Consider the following 19,720-nt stretch of genomic DNA (forward strand, 5'->3'; position numbering starts at 1 on the left):
GATTTGACGCATGGCGGATAAGCTTTCAGTTTATAATGAGGCGTTGCGGCATGTACGGCAGCGTGCCTTGGCTTCGTTAACCGAAGAAGGTAAAGCCCGCCGTGCGCTTGATCGTGAGTACAACAACTCGGTCGATGACGTATTGTCTAAAGGGCTTTGGAACTTTGCCTTTAAAAAGGTAGAGATTTCTGCAGACACAGATTTGGACCCCAACTTTGGTCTGGATTATGCATTCACCAAGCCTGATGATTATGTGCGGTTGGCAAGCATATCGGACTCGCCAGAACTCGAAAGCGGGTTGCTTCGTTATGATGATGACAAGGATAACTGGTATGCGGACGTCGATACGATTTATGTAAAATATGTCTCCAATGATACCGCATATGGCTATTCAATCAATGATTGGCCGCGCCCGTTCGCCAAGGCTGTAGCAGCAGATTTAGCTGAAAAAGTTGCCTTGGAGATTACTGGGGATGTCAGCATCCGTAACTCAGCGGTTGTAATTGCACGCGACGAGCTGCACGAAGCAAGGCGGCTCGACGCGGTAGACGAGCGCGTGAAGTTTGCGCCCGCAGGCACGTGGACCACTCGCAGGTTTGGCGCCCGTCGCCGCAGCAAGCGGGATCGCATGTAATGGGCCGCGTTCGTACACTTCACCACGCCTTTAATATTGGGGTTGTGGACAAGGATAAACTGCCGCGCGTTGATTTGGAGCGAATGCGGTTGGCCGCCGAGCAGCAGCAAAATTTATTGCCGCTAACCACTGGCGCTATGTTCGTACGCCCGGGGACAGAGTATATTGCGGAAACGCCTTCCAGCGAAGAAGTCCTGTTGCGTGAATTTGTGTTCGGCGCCACAGACTCGGCATTACTAGAATTTGGCGATGAGAAGCTGCGTATTTATAACAGTGATGCGCTGCTTACGCGTGGGGCTGTAACAAGTACGGTTGGCAGCGATCTGATCGATTATACGGACATCTCCACAGATGGGGGAAACGTTCAAGATACAGGTATAGCCTTTGGCGCAACGTATGGTTTTACAGGAATTGAGTTGAACGTCACAGGCCAGGGTGGCATTGCTGGTATTCGGCAGGCGGTGAGTACTTCAAATGCTAACGAACAACATGCCTTGCGGATTAGAGTACATTCTGGGTCGCTGCGTTTCAAATGTGGTAGTGCTACGGGCACTGATAATTTTTTCGCTAAAACAACGTTGAAGCCGGGCACTCATTCTTTAGCATTTACGCCGACCACTTCCAGCTATTACATAGAATTCACGCGAGAAGAAAATGGTGTCGGGGTGTTGCAGTCTTGCCAGGTAGAAGCGGCAGGTGTCGTGGAAATTGATGCGCCATGGACCACAAACGATCTGCAGAACGTGCGATTGGCACAAAGTGCAGATGTTATATTTGTCGGCGTCGGAATAACAGGGCGACCGCAGAGAATTGAACGCCGCTCTGCTGAGTCTTGGAGTATTGTTGAATTCGCGCCTTTTGACGGGCCTTGGGCTAATTATATCTATGCGGCAGAAGATCAGATCGAATTTAACAGCACTGAGTTTTTTCAGCTAGTGAAAGGAACAAGTTCCGGCCCCAATTTAGGGCTGGACAACCATCCAGCCGTAGGGCCGAAGGACTTTGTCAAGGTTGAGCATTCAGATCGCGGCGTAAACACCGTTCTATCGGCAGAAGCGCAGTTCACAGATCCAATCAGAGTTACAGGCATTAAATCGGCAAATTGGCATGATCGTGAATGGACATATACAATTTCAGGTACATGGACTGGCACATTAAAATGGCAACGTTCATTTGATGCTGCCGATTTCGGGTATAAAGATTTTAGAGAGTCTACTGCTTCCGCAACCATAGACATCACAACCAATAAGACCTCGATAAAAAATGAAGACGATGACGACAACGCTATTGTCTACTACCGGTTAGGATTCAGCCGAGGGGACTACACATCTGGTAGCGCTGAAATAGATATTTCCTATGGTGGATATGGCGGCACGGGTATTTTTAGGAAGCATTATGAAAGCCTGACTGTCGGCTCTTTAGGCAACGTTATTTCGCCAATTAAAGGTACCGGGTTATCATCTGCATGGAAGCCTTGCGCCTGGTCATCCTATTATGGCTTTCCTTCTGCACCTGCTCTTTTTGATGGCCGATTGTTTTGGATAAGGTTCGATAAGATATGGGGTTCCATTTCTGATGCGTATGAGAGCTTCGATGAAGACTTTGAGGGCGACGCGGGCACTATTGCCAGGTCGATTGCTACGGGCGGTGTGGATGGCGCCCAATGGATTTTACCACTGCAAAGGCTGGTGGTTGGCACGTCCGGCGCCACGATAAGTGCACGCTCTTCCTCATTCGATACACCGCTCACGCCTTCCGACTTCACCCTACGGGCGTTCGATAGTGTTGGCTGCGCCAATGTTGATGCAGTCAGTGTGGACAATCGCGGGATTTTTGTAGAGCGTAGCGGGAAAAAGCTTTTCCACCTCGTTTTTGACGGAGGGGAAAGAGACTACAAGGCTCACGAAATATCGAAGCTGACAAACGACATTTTTGATGCGGGTGTAAAGCAGCTTGCTGTACAGCGCAGACCAGAAACGCGCATTTGGGCGGTTCTAAATGATGGGTCTGTTGTTTGCTTGGTCTATGAGCCGGAAGATGAGGTGCTAGCGTTTACGACTGTAATTGTCGCTGACGGTGAGGTAGAAAGCGTCGCCGTGTTGCCTGGCAGCAGCGCAGATAACGTCTATTTTAGTGTGAAGCGAACTATCGACGGCTCTACTGTTCGATATGTCGAGAAACTGGCTAAAGACAGTGAAGCGCTGCCAAATAATATCTGCGTCTCATTGGATAGTAGCAAAATCTATCGGGATATTTCATCGACTGCCACTTTAACAGGGCTGGATCATCTTGAAGGTGAAGAGGTGAGAGTTTGGGCTGATGGATCGCCTCTAATCGACACCTATACTGTCACAAGCGGACAGATCACGCTTTCTACAGCGGTTACAAACGCGGTTGTCGGCTTGCCTTATACGGCGCGTTACAAATCAGCGAGGCTGGCGTATGGCGGCGAGGGCGGGACTGCGATGGGCCAGATCAAAAAAGTCAACAACATAAACATGGTGCTAACGGAGTTCGTCCGCGATGGTGTAAAATACGGTCCAGAATTTGACAATGCAGATCATCCGCTTGATCCTTTGCCGGTACTGGTAGACGGAGTAAGCGCCGACGAGATTTCATCTACTGTATTCGACGACACAAAGTTAGAGTTTGACGGGGGGTGGGATGTAGATAGTCGCGTCTGTTTGGAGGTAAGAAGCCCCAATGTTGCAAAATTTGTTTCACTTATTCTTGATGTAGAAACTAATGGGTGAGATCGTGAAATTGGTTGGGCGCTCAGGTGATATTTTGGGCGATGATTTGGATGCGCCGATTTTCGGGTATGCGAGCATATCAGATGGGGTTGACGCATTGGGCGGACTCGCTTGGATCGAAGGAAAGTGCTGGATGTGGTTTTCGAGCGCTAAGCCCCAAAATGTGTCTGCTCTTCATGTTGTGCGATGCGCAAAGCAATTGTTGCGCCGTGCCGTGCAGGTCGGTGAAATGGAAGTTTACACCCCCCGAGATGCACAATTCGCCACCTCATCGCGCTTATTAAAGCTTGTGGGCTTTAAACTCGCCTATACGGAGAGCGGCAAGGAGATTTATGTATGGCAAGCTTAGCGACTATCGCTACAGTGGTTAGCGCGGCTGGCACAATTGCTGGCGGCATTGCCGCTAATGCTGCAGCCCAGGATGAAGCGCGCCAACTTGAGGCCAAGGGCAAGGAAGAATTCGCCGCCTCTCAGCGCGAGGCAGAAATTAAGCGGCAGGAGGGCCGTTTGATTATGTCGCGCCAACAAGCACTAGCTGCTGCATCTGGAGCTGGAGCGGGTGATGACGCCCCCACAATTCTAAAACTTATGAGCGGCACAGCAAGAGAAAGCGAATTTAACGCACAAGTCGAGATGTTTGGCGGGAAAAGCCGGAAATCAGGTCTTTTTAATGCTGCATCCAATCGCCGCCGCGAAGGCGCAGCCACATTATTAGGCTCCGTAACCAAGGCTGTCGGTGGCGGTATCAGAGGGTTAAATACAAGCGGGGCATTTGGTTAATGGCAAAACTTCCAACAAAAGAGAACCTTTCGCGCCCGGGTTCTTTTCGGACAGGCACAACGATTTCATCCGCAGACACGTCAGCTATTGGTCGCGGTATTGAGTCGCTTGGTGCCAGCCTAGGCGTTGTTGCAGAAGACATTCAGCGCAAGCAAAACGCTATCGATATTTCACGCGCTGAGGCAATCTATACTGAGCAGTCACTTGCCCTCCAAAATGAGTTTGAGCGTGATGGTGATTATTCTACCTTCGATAAGCGGGCGCCTGAAAAATCATCGAAAATCGTAGAAACTGCGGCGGATGTTATACGCGATCCGCAAATGCGAGAACGTTGGCGCTTGAGCCAGCAGCCCAAAGTTGCGCGGCTAAATGACAGTATTTTTGATATGGGTAATGCCTTGCAAGAGCAGGCAGGGCTGGTTGCCTTCAACGATGCACTAGAAACCAATCGCCGGATATACGTCGATCCCGATACGAACGAGCAGCAGAAAAATCAGGCTCTGGCTGATATGGAAGCTAGCATTGAGGTTGGCCTTGGTTCGGGGCTACTTACACCAGCGCAAGCACAGCGTACGCGGCAAGAGTTCATCAATAATTCGCAGTTCAGCCGTGGCTTGTTGGCAGTTAAACAAAATCCTGATGTTGTTGCGGCTGGCAATGATTCCGCATCTATCCTGCGAAGCTTTGAAGGGTTTCGTCCTAAGCCATACTGGGACGTAAACGCATACCGCGTTGGCTATGGCTCAGATACAGTAACGCGGCCAGACGGCACCGTTGAAAAAGTGCGCCCTGGGATGGTTATCACGCGGGCCGATGCCGAGCGAGATTTGCAACGCCGCATTGGAGAGTTTCAAAGCGTTGTTATAGGGCAAATTGGCCAAGACAAATGGAACTCATTTTCGCCAAACATTCAGGCAGCGCTTACATCGGTTTCATACAATTACGGTTCCTTGCCCGATCGCATCATTGATGAAGTTGAGAGCGGCGACCCGCAGTCGATAGCTTCTGCAGTTGCAGGCCTTGCAGGTGACAATGAGGGGGTTAATCGCAATCGACGTATGCGGGAGGCCCGTATCATCCAAGGCGACATTAACCCGGCTTGGTATGAGTCCCTTTCACCCGAGCAGCGCCAACAAATAGACGCTACAGCGCAAAAGACTTTTGCAGATCGGCAGGCGGCTGATGTAGCGGCAATTCGGGCCGAGCAAACTCGTAGATCCGAAGCTCTTGGCCTTGGTATTCTGACAGGTGAGGTTGTTGCAGAAAGCCAAATTCTGAATGATGAGTTTTTAGATGATGGTAAAAAGGCCACTTTGTTGCGCTCGTTTCGTTCTGAAAACCAAGACCAGCTTGCCGCTATGGGTTATATTGAAGGGTTGCATGCTGGCTCCGCGCCACGGCTTAACCCGCTCGATAGCGATCAAAAGAAGCTGGGCAACAACGCATATGAGCGATTGGAAGGCCAGTTAGTCAGCGAAGAGGCGTCACGCGAGCAAATAGACGCACTCTCAGCCTCTTTCTTCGACAATTCCGGCATAGTCCCTGACCGAACACAAAACCGGCTGCTGAACGATGTTTCAAGCGGTAATCCGCAACAGGTATTGCAAGGCGCCCAGCTGGCATCACGGCTGTTTCAGATTGATCCGTTTGCATTACGACAAAATGCGCAAGGCGACAAGATCGCGGCCACGGCTACGGCCTATGACTTTTACACGCAGGATATGGGACTGCCTGTCGAAGCTGCTGCGCAAAAGATAATCGCGCTGAATGACCCTGAAAAACAGGCAAAGCGCGAACAATTCCTGAAAAGCGATGACGCCAAAGAGTTTTTGAAAAAAAACAGCAAGCCGGGCTCAATCCTGAAAAATATTGGGCAGGGCGGCGTGCCTGTTGTCGGCAACCTAATCGGCATGGGTGCCGCGCAATTGGGCTTTAATCCTTTGCAGGAGGCCGCAATTACCGGTGAATATAAAGAATTGCTCAAGGAGGCTTATGTTGAAGCACAGGGCGATGGCGATTTGGCCAAAAAGTTTGCAGCTGATCGTTTTAATCGTCTTTACGGACCAACTGAAATGGACGCGTCCGGTGATATGTCGATTGTTCGTCTGCCACCAGAAAAGACCTACCCGGTCGGGGCCGATGGAACACACCAGTATATTCGGCAACAGGCTGCCGATGCGCTATCGGAAGAGCTGGGAGCGGTGATTGAGCCCGGCGATGTGTTCTTGCAACCATATGATGGCACAGAAAAAAGCCTCGAGCTTGGGCAAGCGCCACTTTACAAGGTGCTTTACCGCGCAAATAGCAGTGATGTTGTGCAAGAGTTCAACTTTCCATTTTCTGCAGATCCTCGTGCTGAAATTGATGCGGTGCAAGAAGAACAGGCCGACCAGATTGAAACATCGCGTGAACGCAGTGATGATGTGCGAACCGGCATTGAAGAAGAGAACAGAATTAAAGACGCGGTTGCAAAAGCCAAAGAAGGGGGCGCCAACCCCGGCGAGGTGCGCGAGATGGCACTAGAAGAAATTCGCAAAATTAATGAAGATCGCCAAAAACGCAATGAACAGCAACAGACAGATGACCCGCTACTCAATGAGAGCAACTTTATGTCGCAAATGGGCCGTGATATGGGCATTATGGGGGGCAATTAATGCCGTTTAACAAAACGCAGCCATTATATAGCGCGCCAGGCACACCGGGTTTGTCGCAATATGATGAGCCCGAGCCCGCATTTTTGGAAACGTTGGGCGCCGCCTATCGGCAAGAGAATTTGATCGGTAGCGCTTTAACCTATGCGCCAACGTATTTTGCGCGCCAGAGTGAAGAATTTCAGCGGCTCGATCCTGACTATGATGTATTTGACGATTTGCAAGGCTATGAGCAATATAATCGTCGCTTTGTAGGGGTCTATAATCAAAAGTCGGCCGAAATAATCAAACAACAAATCGATCAGGAAATTGAGGATAGAAAAATCCTTGATGCGTCGGGGTGGGTAGGCATTGGCCTGTCTGGCGTTGCCGCAATCACTGACCCGACTATTCTTTTACCAGGCGGTGCATTGGTCAAATCGGGCCGTGCCGGGTTCAGCGCCACAAAATCTGGTGTCAATGTTGGGCTTGCGTCTGGCTATGCTACTGGCATTCAAGAGGCTGGTTTGCAGGCCACGCAAGAGGTGCGGACTGGTGAAGAAACAGTGCTTAACATTAGCGGAAGCGCTTTGCTGGGCGGCATTTTGGGCGCCACGGCTTCTAAATTCATTAATGCCCGCGACTTCAAAGGATTGGGCGATAGGACGCAAGCAGAGTTTGCAGACGATGGGATGAATGTTTACGAGGTTTCTGACGCTTTGGTGCAAAAGGCTCAAGGTGTCGGTGCAGCCGCTTACCAGGACCCGCTTAAGGCCATAACGCTTGACGACTTGGACGTTGGGGGTAATGCCGCAAAAAAAGTTGCCGATGCGACTGCCGCTTTGCGCATTAATCCAGGCGTGCAAACAATGCTATCTCCGTCAACAGCGGTGCGACGTATCTATAACCAGTTGGTCGACAACCCCATCTATACCCGCATGAATATGGAGGGTGAAACCCTTGGGTCATCAGTTGAAAACTTGGTCAAACAATACTCACGCGGAGCTTTGGGCGAATGGATCGGTGCTGTTGCTGGCCGCAATGGTCTTTATCGAAAAGCTCGCCAGGCCGGGTTTGGTGGCACTCGAACGGATTTTAACAAGGCCGTGGCCGTCGCTGCACGTCGAAACGATATTGACCCCAATGGGAATGAGTATGTCACTCAAGCGGCAAAGCTGGCGCGTGACAAGATTTTCAGCCCATTGCTAAAGCGTGCGCAGGAAGTTGGCGTATTGCCTGATGACATTGAGGTGCGCACCGCTCCAAGCTATGTTTCACGGCTTTGGAATCAGCAAAAGCTTATTGCATTTGAGCCTCAATTCAAAGCGCGGGTGAAGAAATGGGCCGACCAAGTTATTGCCAAGCAAGAGGTGCGGCGTGATGAGGTTGATTTGTCCAAGCGTATCTTGGGCGCGGGTGATCTGCAAAAGAATATCGAGCGCCTGGATGCACGTCTTGAACGCGTCGTGTCTCAAATAGACAAGCGGGTATCGCGTCGAGGCAATGTAACCGGCAAGCAAAAGAAAACGTTAGGTCGCCTCAAGGGCACATCTGAGCAAATGCCAAAGATGAGTGCTGAGGAAGTTGTTGGCACCGGCGATGCAAACAAACGGTTTCTTGATCTATTCAAAGAGGCGCAAGCCGCAGTGAAGCCGCAGTCCTTTAGAGATAGATTTCCGACTCTTCAGGTGGTCAAGGATTTAGGTGGCGTTAAAACCGGCAGCACCTTAGCTTCTGAGCTTAAGGCTATGGGGGTCACACCAAAAACGCGACCGGGGCTATTCCGCAAAAGTGGCGGGCTGTCTGATGTCGACAATTTGGTTAAATCCGAAAATGAAATTTTCACAAACTTGCCGGGGGATGGTTCTGGTTTTGTTGATCGGCAAGCCGTTTTAAACGCTATTTCTGATGAAATTGGTGGGTCGCCGCTGAGAACAGACGAGATGCTTGAGGCCGATTCCATTGCGGAAAGCATATCAACGGTTGTGCAGGACTGGCTAGAGGTCAATGGGCTACCTTCCGATGCAACATTGGCTGATGTAAAGCGTATGCTTGATGCTCCACTAGAATTTGAAGGCGCTATTCTTGATCTGGCGAAGTTGGATGAAGCACTTGAAACCTTTGACTTGAAAACTGACGACCTGCGTCTGACGCAATCGGCGCTCGACGCTGAGCGAAAAGCCTTGCAGGGCAAGATTGACACTTTAAATGATGAGATTATTCGGCTTCAAGGCCAGCGCGGCACGTCTCCGAACACAAGGCGTCTTATCGAGTTTTCACTTAAAAAGCGCGATTTGGCCGTACTTAAATCCAAAAAACGAGGGCTTGAAAAAGAAGTATCAACTCTCCGTCGCGCCAGCGGTGTTGGGGTCGAAGATAAGCTGTCGGCAAAACTTTCTGACTTGACGCGCATTAATGAGCGTATTCGCGCGACACAGGCAAATGCTGATAAGCTCGAAGCCCGGTTACCCAAAACGCCAGAGGGTATGCCAAATTTTGTCAATGAAGCGGATCGGGAGGACTACGTTAAAGAGGTCGTAAACTCGATCTACGCGAATTTGACAAGTCGCGGCAAGGGCGATGTGCCTGCTTATATTGTGCCAGTTGAAACCGGATTTTTGAAGGGGCGTACCTTTTCAATTCCTGATGCCGATATTGAAGAATTTCTTGAAAACGACATAGAACTGATCTTGCGCCGTTATGCCCGCGACATGGGCGCGGACGTGGAGCTTGCAGGTAAGTTCGGTCGGGCGGATATGAAAGACCAAATAAAGGAAATAGAGGCCGATTATCAGGTTTTGCGCGATAAAGCTAAAACGCCAAAGGAACGTGACGCGCTGACCAAGGCGGAAAAGGCCGATATTGAGCGACTGAGCGCGTTCCGCGATATGATGCGTGGCACCTACCGGCAAGCAGAGCAAAGCAGTGCATGGGGTGGATTGACCCGAGCGGCGCTGACTTGGAACTATATTCGCCTGTTGGGTGGCGTTACGCTATCGAGCATGTCTGATGCCGCGCGGCTTATTGGCGTGCATGGCGTTCGGGCAACAATGACCGAGGCTCTGCCTTCGCTGATTTCCAATGTGCGAGCCGTCAAGATTTCAAAAACTGATGCGCGTGAACTTGGCGCTGTAACTGAAATGGTGCTGCAAGGCCGATTGGCCAGCTTGGCGGATCTGCAAGACCCTTATCGGTATGGGTCAAACTTTGATCGCTTTCTGTCAAACTCATCAAATATGTTTTCGAAGGCAACAGGTCTAGGCTGGTGGAACGATACGGTTAAAACCATGGCAAGCGTCATGACACAAAACCGCATTCTCAAGCACTCGCTGAATTATGACAAAGCACCGGCTGCTGAAAAGAAGTATTTGGCATTTCTTGGTATTGGCAAAAAGGAAGCCCGTCAGATTGCCGAACAATTCAAGCGGCACGGTAGCGTTGATCGAGGTATTCATGCCGCTGACGTGTCAAAATGGGATGAGGCCACGCGCCGTATTTATGGCGCCGCACTCAATAAAGACGTTGACCGAACGATTGTAACAAAGGGTGTATCTGATCAGCCACTTTGGACCCGCTCCAATTGGGGCAAGTTGATCATGCAGTTCAAAAGCTTTGGGCTCGCATCGCATCAGCGCGTTCTGATCGCCGGATTGCAAGAGCGTCCACACCGCATGGCAGAGCAACTGGTGTTTGCCAGCGCAATCGGCATGATGATTTCATGGCTTAAGTTTATAGAGCGCGGCGATCAGGGCCGAGCAGACCAACTTGTTGAAAATCCCGGGCTTTGGGTGGCAAACGGATTAGATAGGACTGGCATATTGTCAATCCCTTTCGAAATTTCCAACACGGCTGAAAAGTTGGGTTTGCCAGTGGGTATCACTAAGGCAATTCAGGCGGCGGCAGGCGATGAAGATCAAAGCGGCGGTGTAAGTCGATATGCCAGCCGAAACCAGCTTGGCGCCGTGCTAGGGCCAAGTGCCGGGTTGTTTAAAGACCTCTCAACGATTGCCGCGCAATTGAGCAATCAAGAAATCACAAGATCAGGCGTAAATGCGATGATCAGACAAGTGCCAGGCGCATCGTTGCCAGGCGTTCGTTCTGTCATGCACCAAAGTATTAAGCCGCTTGCGCAAGAGGCTGTAGAATAGTTCCTAGCACCCGAATATTGCGCGGATGAGTCCGTATCCCGGAAGGATTACAGAGAAAAGCCAATCAAACCACGCTAAATCATCGGTGTCACAACTGACGCCCATTACAATAGTCCCGCCTGGGAAATATGCCAGCAAGAATAGAGCCAGAATGGCTAAACTGGTAAGTGAGTCTAAAATATTTCGCATCTGTATTTGCTATCCGTCTTCATCATCCTCAAAGGGAATTTTGCCAGTAGAAATAAAATAGTCGGTCAGAATGCGCCGTATGGCGTCTGGTCGAGATGGCCGACCCTGTTGCTCTTTGCGAAACGAGTCAAGTGCTTCGGTCATTTCATCAGTGAGTCGTATCGTTACATTATTGTCCGGCATGTCTCTGGCAGTATTGATTAAACATGCTGGCATCGTAACCGGATTGGCGGGTTTGTCTAGATCATCCCTTATTGAGGGTCGGCCTATTCGGGGTTGCGCCCTTCCTCTAGTGCTTTGAATTTGAGTATGTACTTCTCGAGTTCTTTAGACCGCTCTTCCATTTCGATGGTCGCTTTTTCCATCCGAGTGAATGCAGCGTCGAATGATTTCTCAGTAGGGTGCAAATTGAAGCTTTGCTCTAAGCGGGCAATAATCTCGCTGTTTAGCGAGTTGCTGTTTTCATTAGCGACCTTCTTGAGCTTGTCGCGCATTCCGGGCGGCATTCGCAGCATAAACTTATCCCACTCGGCAACGGGGTTCTTTTTCATAGCTCACCTAAAATAATGTCAGAAATGCCATATTGCATTTGACAGTGAAAATAAATGGTGTCATATATGCCATTAGTGTCAAATTTGACATCAGAAAGGAATTAGAGTGAAAGATAACCCAAAGTTCATTGTTCGGTTTCCAGACGACCAGATGCGCGAGCGCCTAAAAGAACGGGCACAACGCAACTATCGGTCAATGAATGCTGAGCTTGTAAAGATTCTTGAGCGGGCCTTGGCCAGTTCTGAGGCGGTGGAGGGTGACGGTCTACCAAACAATACACCCTCTACCGCGAACTAAACCCGCTCTTGCTGGAGCGGATCAACCAAACGGCAACAATGAAAGGACATGCCGCATGGACCTACAAACAAATAATGCACAATCAACTGATCTGCAAGTTATGAATTTTCACGGTGATCAGATCACAACTTTTGAACTTGACGGACAGCCACATGTTGCGATGCGTCCTATTGTTGAAAACCTTGGGCTTTCTTGGGGTGGTCAACGTGACAAAATTCGAGCGCAATCTAACAAGTTCAACTGTACGGATATCCGTACGACTGGCAGAAATGGCAATTATATCAAGATGTTGTCAATTCCAATTAAAAAGCTGAATCTGTGGTTGGCTTCGATCAACCCGAACAAGATCAAAGACAAACAAAAGCGTCAGCGGATTGAACTTTATCAAGAGGAATCTGCGGAAGCCCTTTACTCCTATTGGCATCAAGGGATCGCAATCAAGGGTGATCTTGACGGTGTTATCACTGATCTTGACCCAAAAGTTATGAACAACCTTGGTGGTATGTTCAAACGCGTCCTTAATAAAGCCATGAATGAGGTGGTGCCGTTGTTGGTTGAGCAGCAACTAGCATCGAAAGAGATCGGCATAGTTTATGGTGTAACGACCTACGACATTTACGCAATGATCAACTTACATGATCGCACAGGCTTGCGCGGACTTGGCACATACATCTCGAACAGATTAGCGCGTTACCACAATGAACGTGGCATCCCGATAAAGGCACGAGATTACGGTCATATGGCCTCGGTACGTGTTTTTGACAAGCTAACCACCAAAGATTGGTTGGCAAGCGGCGGTCGCAAATTGATCAGTGATTATATTGCTGAAAAGCGTGGTCAGCCAAGTTTGCAGCTCTTACAAGGCGGCAAGTAGCCTTAAAACGCTACTTAATTCAAGAGTATACCCCAATGGGGGAAATATAAAACGGCAATGACGGGTGTTGGAACCACCCGCCACGCCTAACCGCAACGGACCTATAGAGGAGGGCCGCATGGCTAATACCGTTAATAACAAGACACGATCACTTTTGCCACTAGATTTATCTACACTGTCAATTCCAGAGCTTGGGATCGCATATGCCGCAGCACAAGCCGCTGATCTGGCCCTGCAAGGCGTTATGGGATCGCCAAACTGCGATATTGATAGCAAAGTTGGCGACTGGGTTAATGAGCAAGCCGAAGCCTTCACATGGCGCTGCCAAGAAATTCGCAATGAAATGCTCAAACGCGACAAACCGGAAAGCGACACAGAGGCCGGTATTCGCCGCGAGGTAGTGCTTGGTTATGCGCTGCGCTGCGGCGAGACAACGCAAGAGCTAATCGCGCTCACAGTTGAGTTAGATCGAGCGACACAAATTGCGGCATAGGTGCAACATGACAGACGAAGAATTTGAACGCTTTCTCAAAGGCTTGAACGCCAAGCAGTTGGAAAGCTTTATCGATCGGCTCATCTCGGAAACCACTGATTTGGCTGAGGAGGCGGCATGAGAACTTTAATAACAACATTGCTCGCGGTTGCTGCGCTTACCCTGACGGGATGCCAGTCAACAGGGAAGTTGACATCTAAGCCGGAGCGACCATCGCCTGACCTGGAAAAGCCCGAAACGCCGAAGCCGCAGACGGGACCAGTTGAGCGACCTTCGCCGGATCTCACTTAAGTTCTAAACGACAATAACATCAAAGCGATATGCGACCCCGTCAACTTTTGGCGGGGTTTTTTAATGGGGGCTTGAATGGCAAGCGTACAAATTAACAGAACCGATGGATTAAGCGCAGCAACAGCCCTTAAAGGGCCGTGTAGGGCTGCCACAACGGCCAACATTTCATTGAGCGGTGAGCAGACCATAGATGGGGTTTCTGTTGTTGCGGATGATCGAGTTCTAGTCAAAGACCAAACGGATGCTTCGCAAAATGGGATCTACGTTGCGTCAACCACAGATTGGCGCCGCGCCAAAGACTTCAAAAACTCGAATGATGTCCAAAAAGGAACGTTAGCCTATGTGACCGATGGCACGGCGAACGGCGACACAGTTTTTGTTGTTACCGCTAACAATCCTATCGTTGTTGGCACTACTGACATTGCAATCTCTGAATCCACGCCCGAAATCGGGGATGGGGAGGTTACGACTGCAAAGCTTGCTGACAACAGCGTAACAAACGCCAAGCTAGCTGATATGGAGACTCAAACAATTAAGGGTCGCACAACGGCTGGCACGGGATCACCAGAGGATTTGACACCTGCACAGGCCCGCACCGTAATGCAGATCGACCGCAGTGCGCCATGGTATCAAGTACCCTTCGGATCAAGCACACCCGAAAGCGGCGCTGGCATTTACACTTATGCGCACTTCCCGGTCTTGGCGTGCGGCCGAAATATTTTAGGAGTGCTGTATAAGTATGGCAATCAACATGACAGCGGGGAGCATGAAGGCGTTAGCGCCTCGCAGCAGCCAGCGGCTGGCGGCACACAAAATCTCACAATAGATGGTACATATGCATCCGGTGGAGCGGCAACGCCCCCCGCTGCAACCGAAGTCGAGGTTATCTCCGATGCGGATGACAGCGCCCGAACTTTTACGGTGTATGGCACCGTAGGAGGGTCGGTGGACTCCGAAGCGATTTCCGGGCCAACAGCTGGAGCTTCCGGCGTGGCTACCACGAAGGTTTTTGAAGATGTAACCCAAGTGACAGTTGACGGAGATACCGCTGGTAATATCAAAGTTGGTTTTAAGCTGGTCCCGCAAAATGTGTCCTACAGGTATTCGACAGACGGGGGACAAAGCTGGTCCGCCAAGATTGATATCTTTGACGGGATCGGCGCTGGGGATACTGTTTACTATTGGCCCGCGCTTGGTACACTACAAGACCTGAGTTTTATAGCGCTGTGCAACAAGCTGGTGATCGGATCAGGTCCATGGACACCAGTGATGAGAAAGTCCTACGACGGCATCACATGGGATGCAGATGACACCACCATTACGATCACTGGCGATGTACCCGGCGTTGTTGAATTTTTTGGAAAAGTCCAGCGCACCCCTTCGGGGCGGTTAGTCGTGGGGGCTTACGATGGTGATGAGTCATTTGTCATGTATTCTGATGACGATGGCGATAACTGGGTATCAAAACTGCTCGTTACTGATGGAGCAACTCAATATTCAGAGGTCACCGTGGCAATCATTGACGAGCTAAACTGGATTGCAATGGTCCGAATAGACGGTGTAACAGGATCAATGTTGCAATTGAAAACGGTAGACGGTGGTGCAAACTGGACCAATCAAGGTCAAACAAACCTTACAGTTTCAGGGGGTTATCAAAGCCACGATCTGACGACAGTATTTGTCGGCGGAAAGACGTATCTTGCCCTTGTCTATATGGCGCGGGAAACAGTTAGTGCCCCCGCACCAAACGTAAATTCCATGTGCTTTCGGTTTGCTCGTGCGGATGACGCTATATCAGCGGCAACCAATTGGTCGCACGAAAAAGTGCTGGTAGACAGTACTGAAATGCTTTCTGGCTATTCTGCACCTGGTGGTGAAAATTCATTGGCCGGATACCCATCTATGTGGGTAAACCCTGAAAGCGGATTGGCTCTACTCGCATATGGTCGAGAAACGCTATTTTATTACCAAGCGCAAGTTGAGACAAAAAAAGTCGATATTTCCTCGGAGATCGCACGATATACGCGAAAACCTTTTAGCAGATTGCGCATTGAAGATGATGAGTTCGCCACCACCATTCCTCTGCCCATCAATAGCGGTGGAACAGGCTTTTTAATGGCGGGAGGAATAGGGCGTTGGATACATTTTGCTTGGGAGACAACAGGTACATCTGAAATTGTATCAATTGAAGAGGGGGCCGCTGGATCTAGCATGACGACAACAACCGGTACCCCAGCCGGAACGACAGGAACCGATGGTCAAATCACTCTTTTCCTCGACACCTCAACCAGAAAACTTGCGGTCGAAAACCGTTTAGGGTCGGCCATTTTCGCCAACCTTGAGGTCAGCATTGACGAGAGTTGATAATCTTAGGTTGGGCAGTTACTGGCAAGGGTGCGCGCAAAATCTTCCGACCTAACAGGATGAAAGGCGTTTCGATAAACCGGAAGGTGATCCCGCTGGCTATCACCGTAAGGCCGAGCGCCGCCGCCGCGACGAAAAGGTTCTGCACCACGGCACCGTCTTGTCGTAGAGGCAGCAAAAGAAACACAGCTGGCATATGAAGCAGGTAAATGCTGTATGAAACCTTACCCAAATAGGAAATCGCGGGGGCTTCAAAAACCCTATCCCACAAGTTGGGTTGTGATATAAGGACCATATAGCATACTCCTGCCGCCAACATCACAACTAAATATTCGTCAATAACGCTTGGGATAAACCCAGCCTTATTGCTCAACAGGGAAAGCTCCATAATGGGACGCTCTATAACTAGAAACGCTATCGTGATTATGATCGCGGCGGTTGATGCTGACAGCACTGCGAATTTATTTATCTTAAGATCAACAAGCAAGACATAGGCGATTATGCCAGCAATACTTCCCATGAAACCACGCGCCATTGAAATGTTTGTTTTCCCCAAAATCCAGTAGAACAGTGCGATCATAACCGCGCACCCGATCAGGGTAAGCAGTCGCGTTTTAACGGCGCGAAAAATAGCGATGGCACAAAGTACAGTCACTGATACGGCAAATATTTCCACCGAGATCGACCACGCAGGCGGGTTAATGTGGCCTGGGGGCGGGACGAACAATTCTGAGGTCAGAGTTAGTTCGCCAATCAGCGCAAAATTGAAATGCTTACCCGCTTCCAGCCAAGTTGGGAAAAGTTCACCTCTTGTCACGATAAAGGCCAAAAAGACCAGAGCAATGCTGAAATATAGCATGGGTATAAGCCGAAACAGGCGGTTGGCGAAAAACTGAGTGTAGGTGAATTTTTTGGTTCGGTACGAATGAAATAGCACCATGCCAGAGAGTATGAAAAACAAGTCCACCGCAAAGCTGAAATTAGGAATAGGAGCGGGGAGCCATTTGCCCACAAAGGTGGCGTATGTATGCCCAAACGCGACGACAAGAGCAAGAAGCCCTCGAATACCGTCCATTGATTTTAAGCGCAATGCGGGAACCGTGTTCATGGGCGGGTTCTATACACAATAGAGATCCCAGTGTCTAGCGGGCCGCTAACAAATGTTAATCATTGGGTGCGGCCATCCTAAGGAGGCTGCGTTTTACTTCAAGCAGATACGCAGCGACTAAATCAATCAACTCGGAGAATATTATGCAGCGCAATTTTGCAGCAGCTCTTAAGCTCGTTCTTAAGCACGAGGGCGGTTATGTCGATCATCCGTCTGACCCAGGCGGTGCGACCAACCAAGGCATTACCAGAAAGACGCTTGCGCGGTGGCGAGGTCTCAAAGACTGGCGGCAACTGCCTAAGTCGGAAGTCAAAAACATTTCGGCTGATGAAGTGCGCCAAATCTATAAGGCACGGTATTGGGATAAGGTGCGTGGTGATGATCTGCCATCGGGCCTTGATTATTGCGTCTTTGACTTCGCGGTTAATTCTGGCTGGTCGCGGGCGGCGATTGCTTTGCAGCGTGTTCTTGGGGTTGCGGACGATGGAGTTATCGGCCCAGTCACGCTCGAAGCAGTTTCCAAAGCAAACACCAAGCGGCTCATAAATAAAATGTGTGATGACCGCATGCGCTTTTTGAAACGGCTACGGCACTGGTCTGTATTTGGCAAGGGCTGGTCTCGGCGTGTCTCAGGTGTGCGCCGTGATGCATTGGCTTGGGCTGATGTGTCTACAGCACCCACACCACCAGAACGGCCACAGGCTGCAAAGGATAGCCCGCTGATGCGCTTTCTCACTTTCATCATCAACACCATTCTGAATTGGGGCAAAAAATGACTTTTTTGAAGGGCTGGCGCACGCGCCTTGTTTCATTGGCTGGCGTCACGCTGGCATTTTTAGAGCTAATCGACCCCGGCCTTTTGGGCAACGCTTTGGGGCCTGATTGGAAAAATTGGGTGATCTTCGCCTATCCCGTAATTTATGGGCTGTTGCGTGAAGTGACAAACACACCAGCGGGTAAGAAGTCATGAAGCTGATACTCATGATCATAAAGTTTCTCGCGGGTGGTTGGAAGGACTATCTCGAACAGAAACGGCAAGATCGCTACGCCGCAATGAGCGACGAACAGAAAACGTTGCATAAAGAAAATGCGGATGAGCGCAAAAGCCGTAGAGAAGTCCGGCAGGCCACCGCCACATTTTGGGAAATGCGCGTGATCACATTCCTTATCGTGTTTCCGTATGTTGCGCATCTTTGGTCCATTTGGATGGACACACAATTCAAGTTGGGGTGGGCGGTTGACAAGTTCCCTGAACCTTTCGCCTCACATCAAAGCACTATCTTGCTCTCATTTTTCGGTGTTTCCACGGGATTAGGGATCGCAAAAATAGCCTCCGGCACCATCGCTTACATGGCGAGGCGCAAATGACAAATACGGGACATTTCACTATGAAAGAAGCAGGGCAAACCATGATCGCGGCACTTGGCATCTTGTCAGCTAGATGGCTTGATTTACTGGTGGGAGCCAATCAAATCCTGCTGGGTGTGGGAAGTCTGATCGTGGTTTGGTTCACGGTCTATAACCTCTATTTGCGCAACAAAAAACTGCGCGAAGATTTTAAAAATCACAAGAAATAGGGGGCTCTTATGGCCAACCCCGGTTTGACCCGTGAGCAAATGCAGCAAGCGGTGGATGCATACGCGCGAAACCACGGCAATATTACAGCGGCGGCACGGGATTCCGATATGCCGCGAAGCACTTTCAAGGATCGATTGGGGCGTGCACATGCCAACGGCTTTCTACCCAACCTGACGCCAGCAAAGCCTCGCATTAGGGTTCCAGCCCGATCGACCTATGTGCCACAGCCCGCAAGCCATGGCGAAGCTATCCGGGTGATGGTCTTTGGATGCTCTCATGATAGCCCCTTGATCCCAGATAAGTCGCGCTATCTCCATATGGGGCGGCTGGCCTCTGATCTGCGACCAGACTACATTGTGAGGCTTGGTGATGACTGCGACCTAGACAGTTTGAGCAATTATGCGGTTCCCGGTTCAGCCGACGATTTTGAGCGTCCAGCGTTTCGGCGTGAAATGGAAAGTCTCGAAGAGGCCGAAGCGGCTTTCGATAAAGATGCCCCGGACGGTTCGGACATTCCGCGTGAGCGGCTAAAAGGCAATCATGAATATCGCGCGGACCGATTCGAAAACAACAACCCCAGTGCACAGGGCGTTTTTACAGGCGCGATCGATCAAATCTATGCCCGTTTCGGCTGGTCTGTAAAGCAATACAAAGAATGGATATTCTTGGGCGGCGTGGGCTTTACCCATGTTCCCATCAATGCGGCCGGGCGCGAATATACAGGCCAAAACCCGTCAAACATGATCGCCAACCACTCCACGTTTTCGGTTGTGTGGTCGCATACCCACAAAGGCGAGTTTCTCAACCGCCCAAAGATCGGCATCGGTAACGGCATTCAGGTTTTTAACACTGGCTGCTCCATGCCCCAAGGCTACATCAAGAAATATGCTGGCGTATCCACCACAGGCTGGACCTATCGCTGCAATGAGTTGACCATTCGAGACGGGCAGATTGAAAGCGCTCGGTCCTGGTCAATGCTTGAGCTTGAAGAAAAATACGGCGACTAACGCAACATATAGGAGACCTCAA

18 protein-coding genes are annotated in these 19,720 nt (G+C 50.2%); 15 read left to right on the forward strand and 3 right to left on the reverse strand.

The genetic code is table 11. The features are described 5' to 3' along the window. Positions 1 to 10: 10 nt before the first annotated feature. From MXMO3_RS08475 to MXMO3_RS08500, 6 genes are read left to right on the forward strand one after another with little or no spacing between them, the layout of a single operon-like run. Complete coding sequence (locus MXMO3_RS08475; RefSeq protein WP_117395580.1) at positions 11 to 634, forward strand: phage connector family protein; 624 nt, start codon at positions 11 to 13, stop codon at positions 632 to 634. Then, positions 634 to 3,387: a phage tail protein gene (locus MXMO3_RS08480; protein WP_117395581.1), complete on the forward strand. Its 2,754-nt coding sequence runs from the start codon at positions 634 to 636 to the stop codon at positions 3,385 to 3,387. Before MXMO3_RS08475 ends, MXMO3_RS08480 begins: the two co-directional genes overlap by 1 nt. After that, positions 3,380 to 3,736: a hypothetical protein gene (locus MXMO3_RS08485; protein ID WP_117395582.1), complete on the forward strand. Its 357-nt coding sequence runs from the start codon at positions 3,380 to 3,382 to the stop codon at positions 3,734 to 3,736. The genes MXMO3_RS08480 and MXMO3_RS08485 overlap by 8 nt, the downstream gene beginning before the upstream one ends. Further along, complete coding sequence (locus MXMO3_RS08490; RefSeq protein WP_117395583.1) at positions 3,724 to 4,167, forward strand: hypothetical protein; 444 nt, start codon at positions 3,724 to 3,726, stop codon at positions 4,165 to 4,167. Before MXMO3_RS08485 ends, MXMO3_RS08490 begins: the two co-directional genes overlap by 13 nt. Beyond that, entirely contained in the window at positions 4,167 to 6,821 is a 2,655-nt protein-coding gene (locus MXMO3_RS08495; RefSeq protein ID WP_117395584.1) for a lysozyme, read from the forward strand. Before MXMO3_RS08490 ends, MXMO3_RS08495 begins: the two co-directional genes overlap by 1 nt. Continuing rightward, positions 6,821 to 10,945, forward strand: a complete 4,125-nt coding sequence (locus MXMO3_RS08500) for a hypothetical protein (protein WP_117395585.1) — start codon at positions 6,821 to 6,823, stop codon at positions 10,943 to 10,945. Before MXMO3_RS08495 ends, MXMO3_RS08500 begins: the two co-directional genes overlap by 1 nt. 198 nt (positions 10,946 to 11,143) lie before the next feature. On the opposite strand, the gene MXMO3_RS19095 is transcribed toward MXMO3_RS08500, so the two are convergent. Both MXMO3_RS19095 and MXMO3_RS08510 read right to left on the reverse strand, forming a co-directional pair. Beyond that, a complete protein-coding gene (locus MXMO3_RS19095; RefSeq protein ID WP_117395586.1) occupies positions 11,144 to 11,350 on the reverse strand; it encodes a ribbon-helix-helix domain-containing protein in 207 nt (68 codons plus the stop codon). Between the two features lie 50 nt (positions 11,351 to 11,400). Further along, positions 11,401 to 11,685: an Arc family DNA-binding protein gene (locus tag MXMO3_RS08510; RefSeq protein ID WP_117395587.1), complete on the reverse strand. Its 285-nt coding sequence runs from the start codon at positions 11,683 to 11,685 to the stop codon at positions 11,401 to 11,403. 106 nt (positions 11,686 to 11,791) lie between these two features. On the opposite strand from MXMO3_RS08510, the gene MXMO3_RS08515 reads away from it, so the two are divergent. From MXMO3_RS08515 to MXMO3_RS08530, 4 genes are all read left to right on the forward strand, one after another. Then, positions 11,792 to 11,983 carry an Arc family DNA-binding protein gene (locus MXMO3_RS08515; RefSeq protein ID WP_205468000.1) on the forward strand — a complete coding sequence of 64 codons (192 nt, stop codon included), beginning with the start codon at positions 11,792 to 11,794 and terminating at the stop codon, positions 11,981 to 11,983. Positions 11,984 to 12,038: 55 nt separating this feature from the next. Beyond that, positions 12,039 to 12,857: a phage antirepressor N-terminal domain-containing protein gene (locus MXMO3_RS08520; protein ID WP_117395589.1), complete on the forward strand. Its 819-nt coding sequence runs from the start codon at positions 12,039 to 12,041 to the stop codon at positions 12,855 to 12,857. Positions 12,858 to 12,975: 118 nt separating this feature from the next. Then, positions 12,976 to 13,350: a hypothetical protein gene (locus MXMO3_RS08525; RefSeq protein WP_117395590.1), complete on the forward strand. Its 375-nt coding sequence runs from the start codon at positions 12,976 to 12,978 to the stop codon at positions 13,348 to 13,350. 366 nt (positions 13,351 to 13,716) lie between these two features. Then, positions 13,717 to 16,005: a sialidase family protein gene (locus MXMO3_RS08530; RefSeq protein WP_117395591.1), complete on the forward strand. Its 2,289-nt coding sequence runs from the start codon at positions 13,717 to 13,719 to the stop codon at positions 16,003 to 16,005. Here the strand turns inward: MXMO3_RS08530 and MXMO3_RS08535 are convergent. Beyond that, the gene (locus tag MXMO3_RS08535) at positions 15,986 to 17,113 is read right to left on the reverse strand and encodes an acyltransferase family protein (RefSeq protein ID WP_117395592.1); all 1,128 of its coding nucleotides are present in this window, start codon (positions 17,111 to 17,113) and stop codon (positions 15,986 to 15,988) included. The two genes, MXMO3_RS08530 and MXMO3_RS08535, sit on opposite strands and share 20 nt — an antisense overlap. A gap of 143 nt (positions 17,114 to 17,256) precedes the next feature. Here MXMO3_RS08535 and MXMO3_RS08540 point away from each other — a divergent pair, with 143 nt between their 5' ends. The 5 genes from MXMO3_RS08540 to MXMO3_RS08560 are packed head-to-tail and all read left to right on the forward strand — an operon-like array spanning position 17,257 to position 19,698. Next, positions 17,257 to 17,889 carry a glycoside hydrolase family 108 protein gene (locus tag MXMO3_RS08540; protein WP_205468001.1) on the forward strand — a complete coding sequence of 211 codons (633 nt, stop codon included), beginning with the start codon at positions 17,257 to 17,259 and terminating at the stop codon, positions 17,887 to 17,889. Beyond that, positions 17,886 to 18,083, forward strand: coding sequence for a hypothetical protein (locus MXMO3_RS08545; RefSeq protein ID WP_117395593.1), 198 nt, complete (start codon positions 17,886 to 17,888; stop codon positions 18,081 to 18,083). The genes MXMO3_RS08540 and MXMO3_RS08545 overlap by 4 nt, the downstream gene beginning before the upstream one ends. Further along, positions 18,080 to 18,481 (forward strand): hypothetical protein, encoded by a 402-nt coding sequence (locus MXMO3_RS08550; RefSeq protein WP_117395594.1) that lies wholly within the window; start codon positions 18,080 to 18,082, stop codon positions 18,479 to 18,481. Before MXMO3_RS08545 ends, MXMO3_RS08550 begins: the two co-directional genes overlap by 4 nt. Positions 18,482 to 18,501: 20 nt before the next feature. Next, on the forward strand, positions 18,502 to 18,690 hold the full coding sequence (locus tag MXMO3_RS08555) for a hypothetical protein (RefSeq protein WP_117395595.1): 189 nt from the start codon (positions 18,502 to 18,504) through the stop codon (positions 18,688 to 18,690). 9 nt (positions 18,691 to 18,699) lie between these two features. Continuing rightward, positions 18,700 to 19,698: a hypothetical protein gene (locus MXMO3_RS08560; RefSeq protein WP_117395596.1), complete on the forward strand. Its 999-nt coding sequence runs from the start codon at positions 18,700 to 18,702 to the stop codon at positions 19,696 to 19,698. Positions 19,699 to 19,720: the final 22 nt, after the last annotated feature.

Source organism: Maritalea myrionectae (assembly GCF_003433515.1).
GTDB classification, from domain to species: Bacteria; Pseudomonadota; Alphaproteobacteria; order Rhizobiales; family Devosiaceae; genus Maritalea; species Maritalea myrionectae.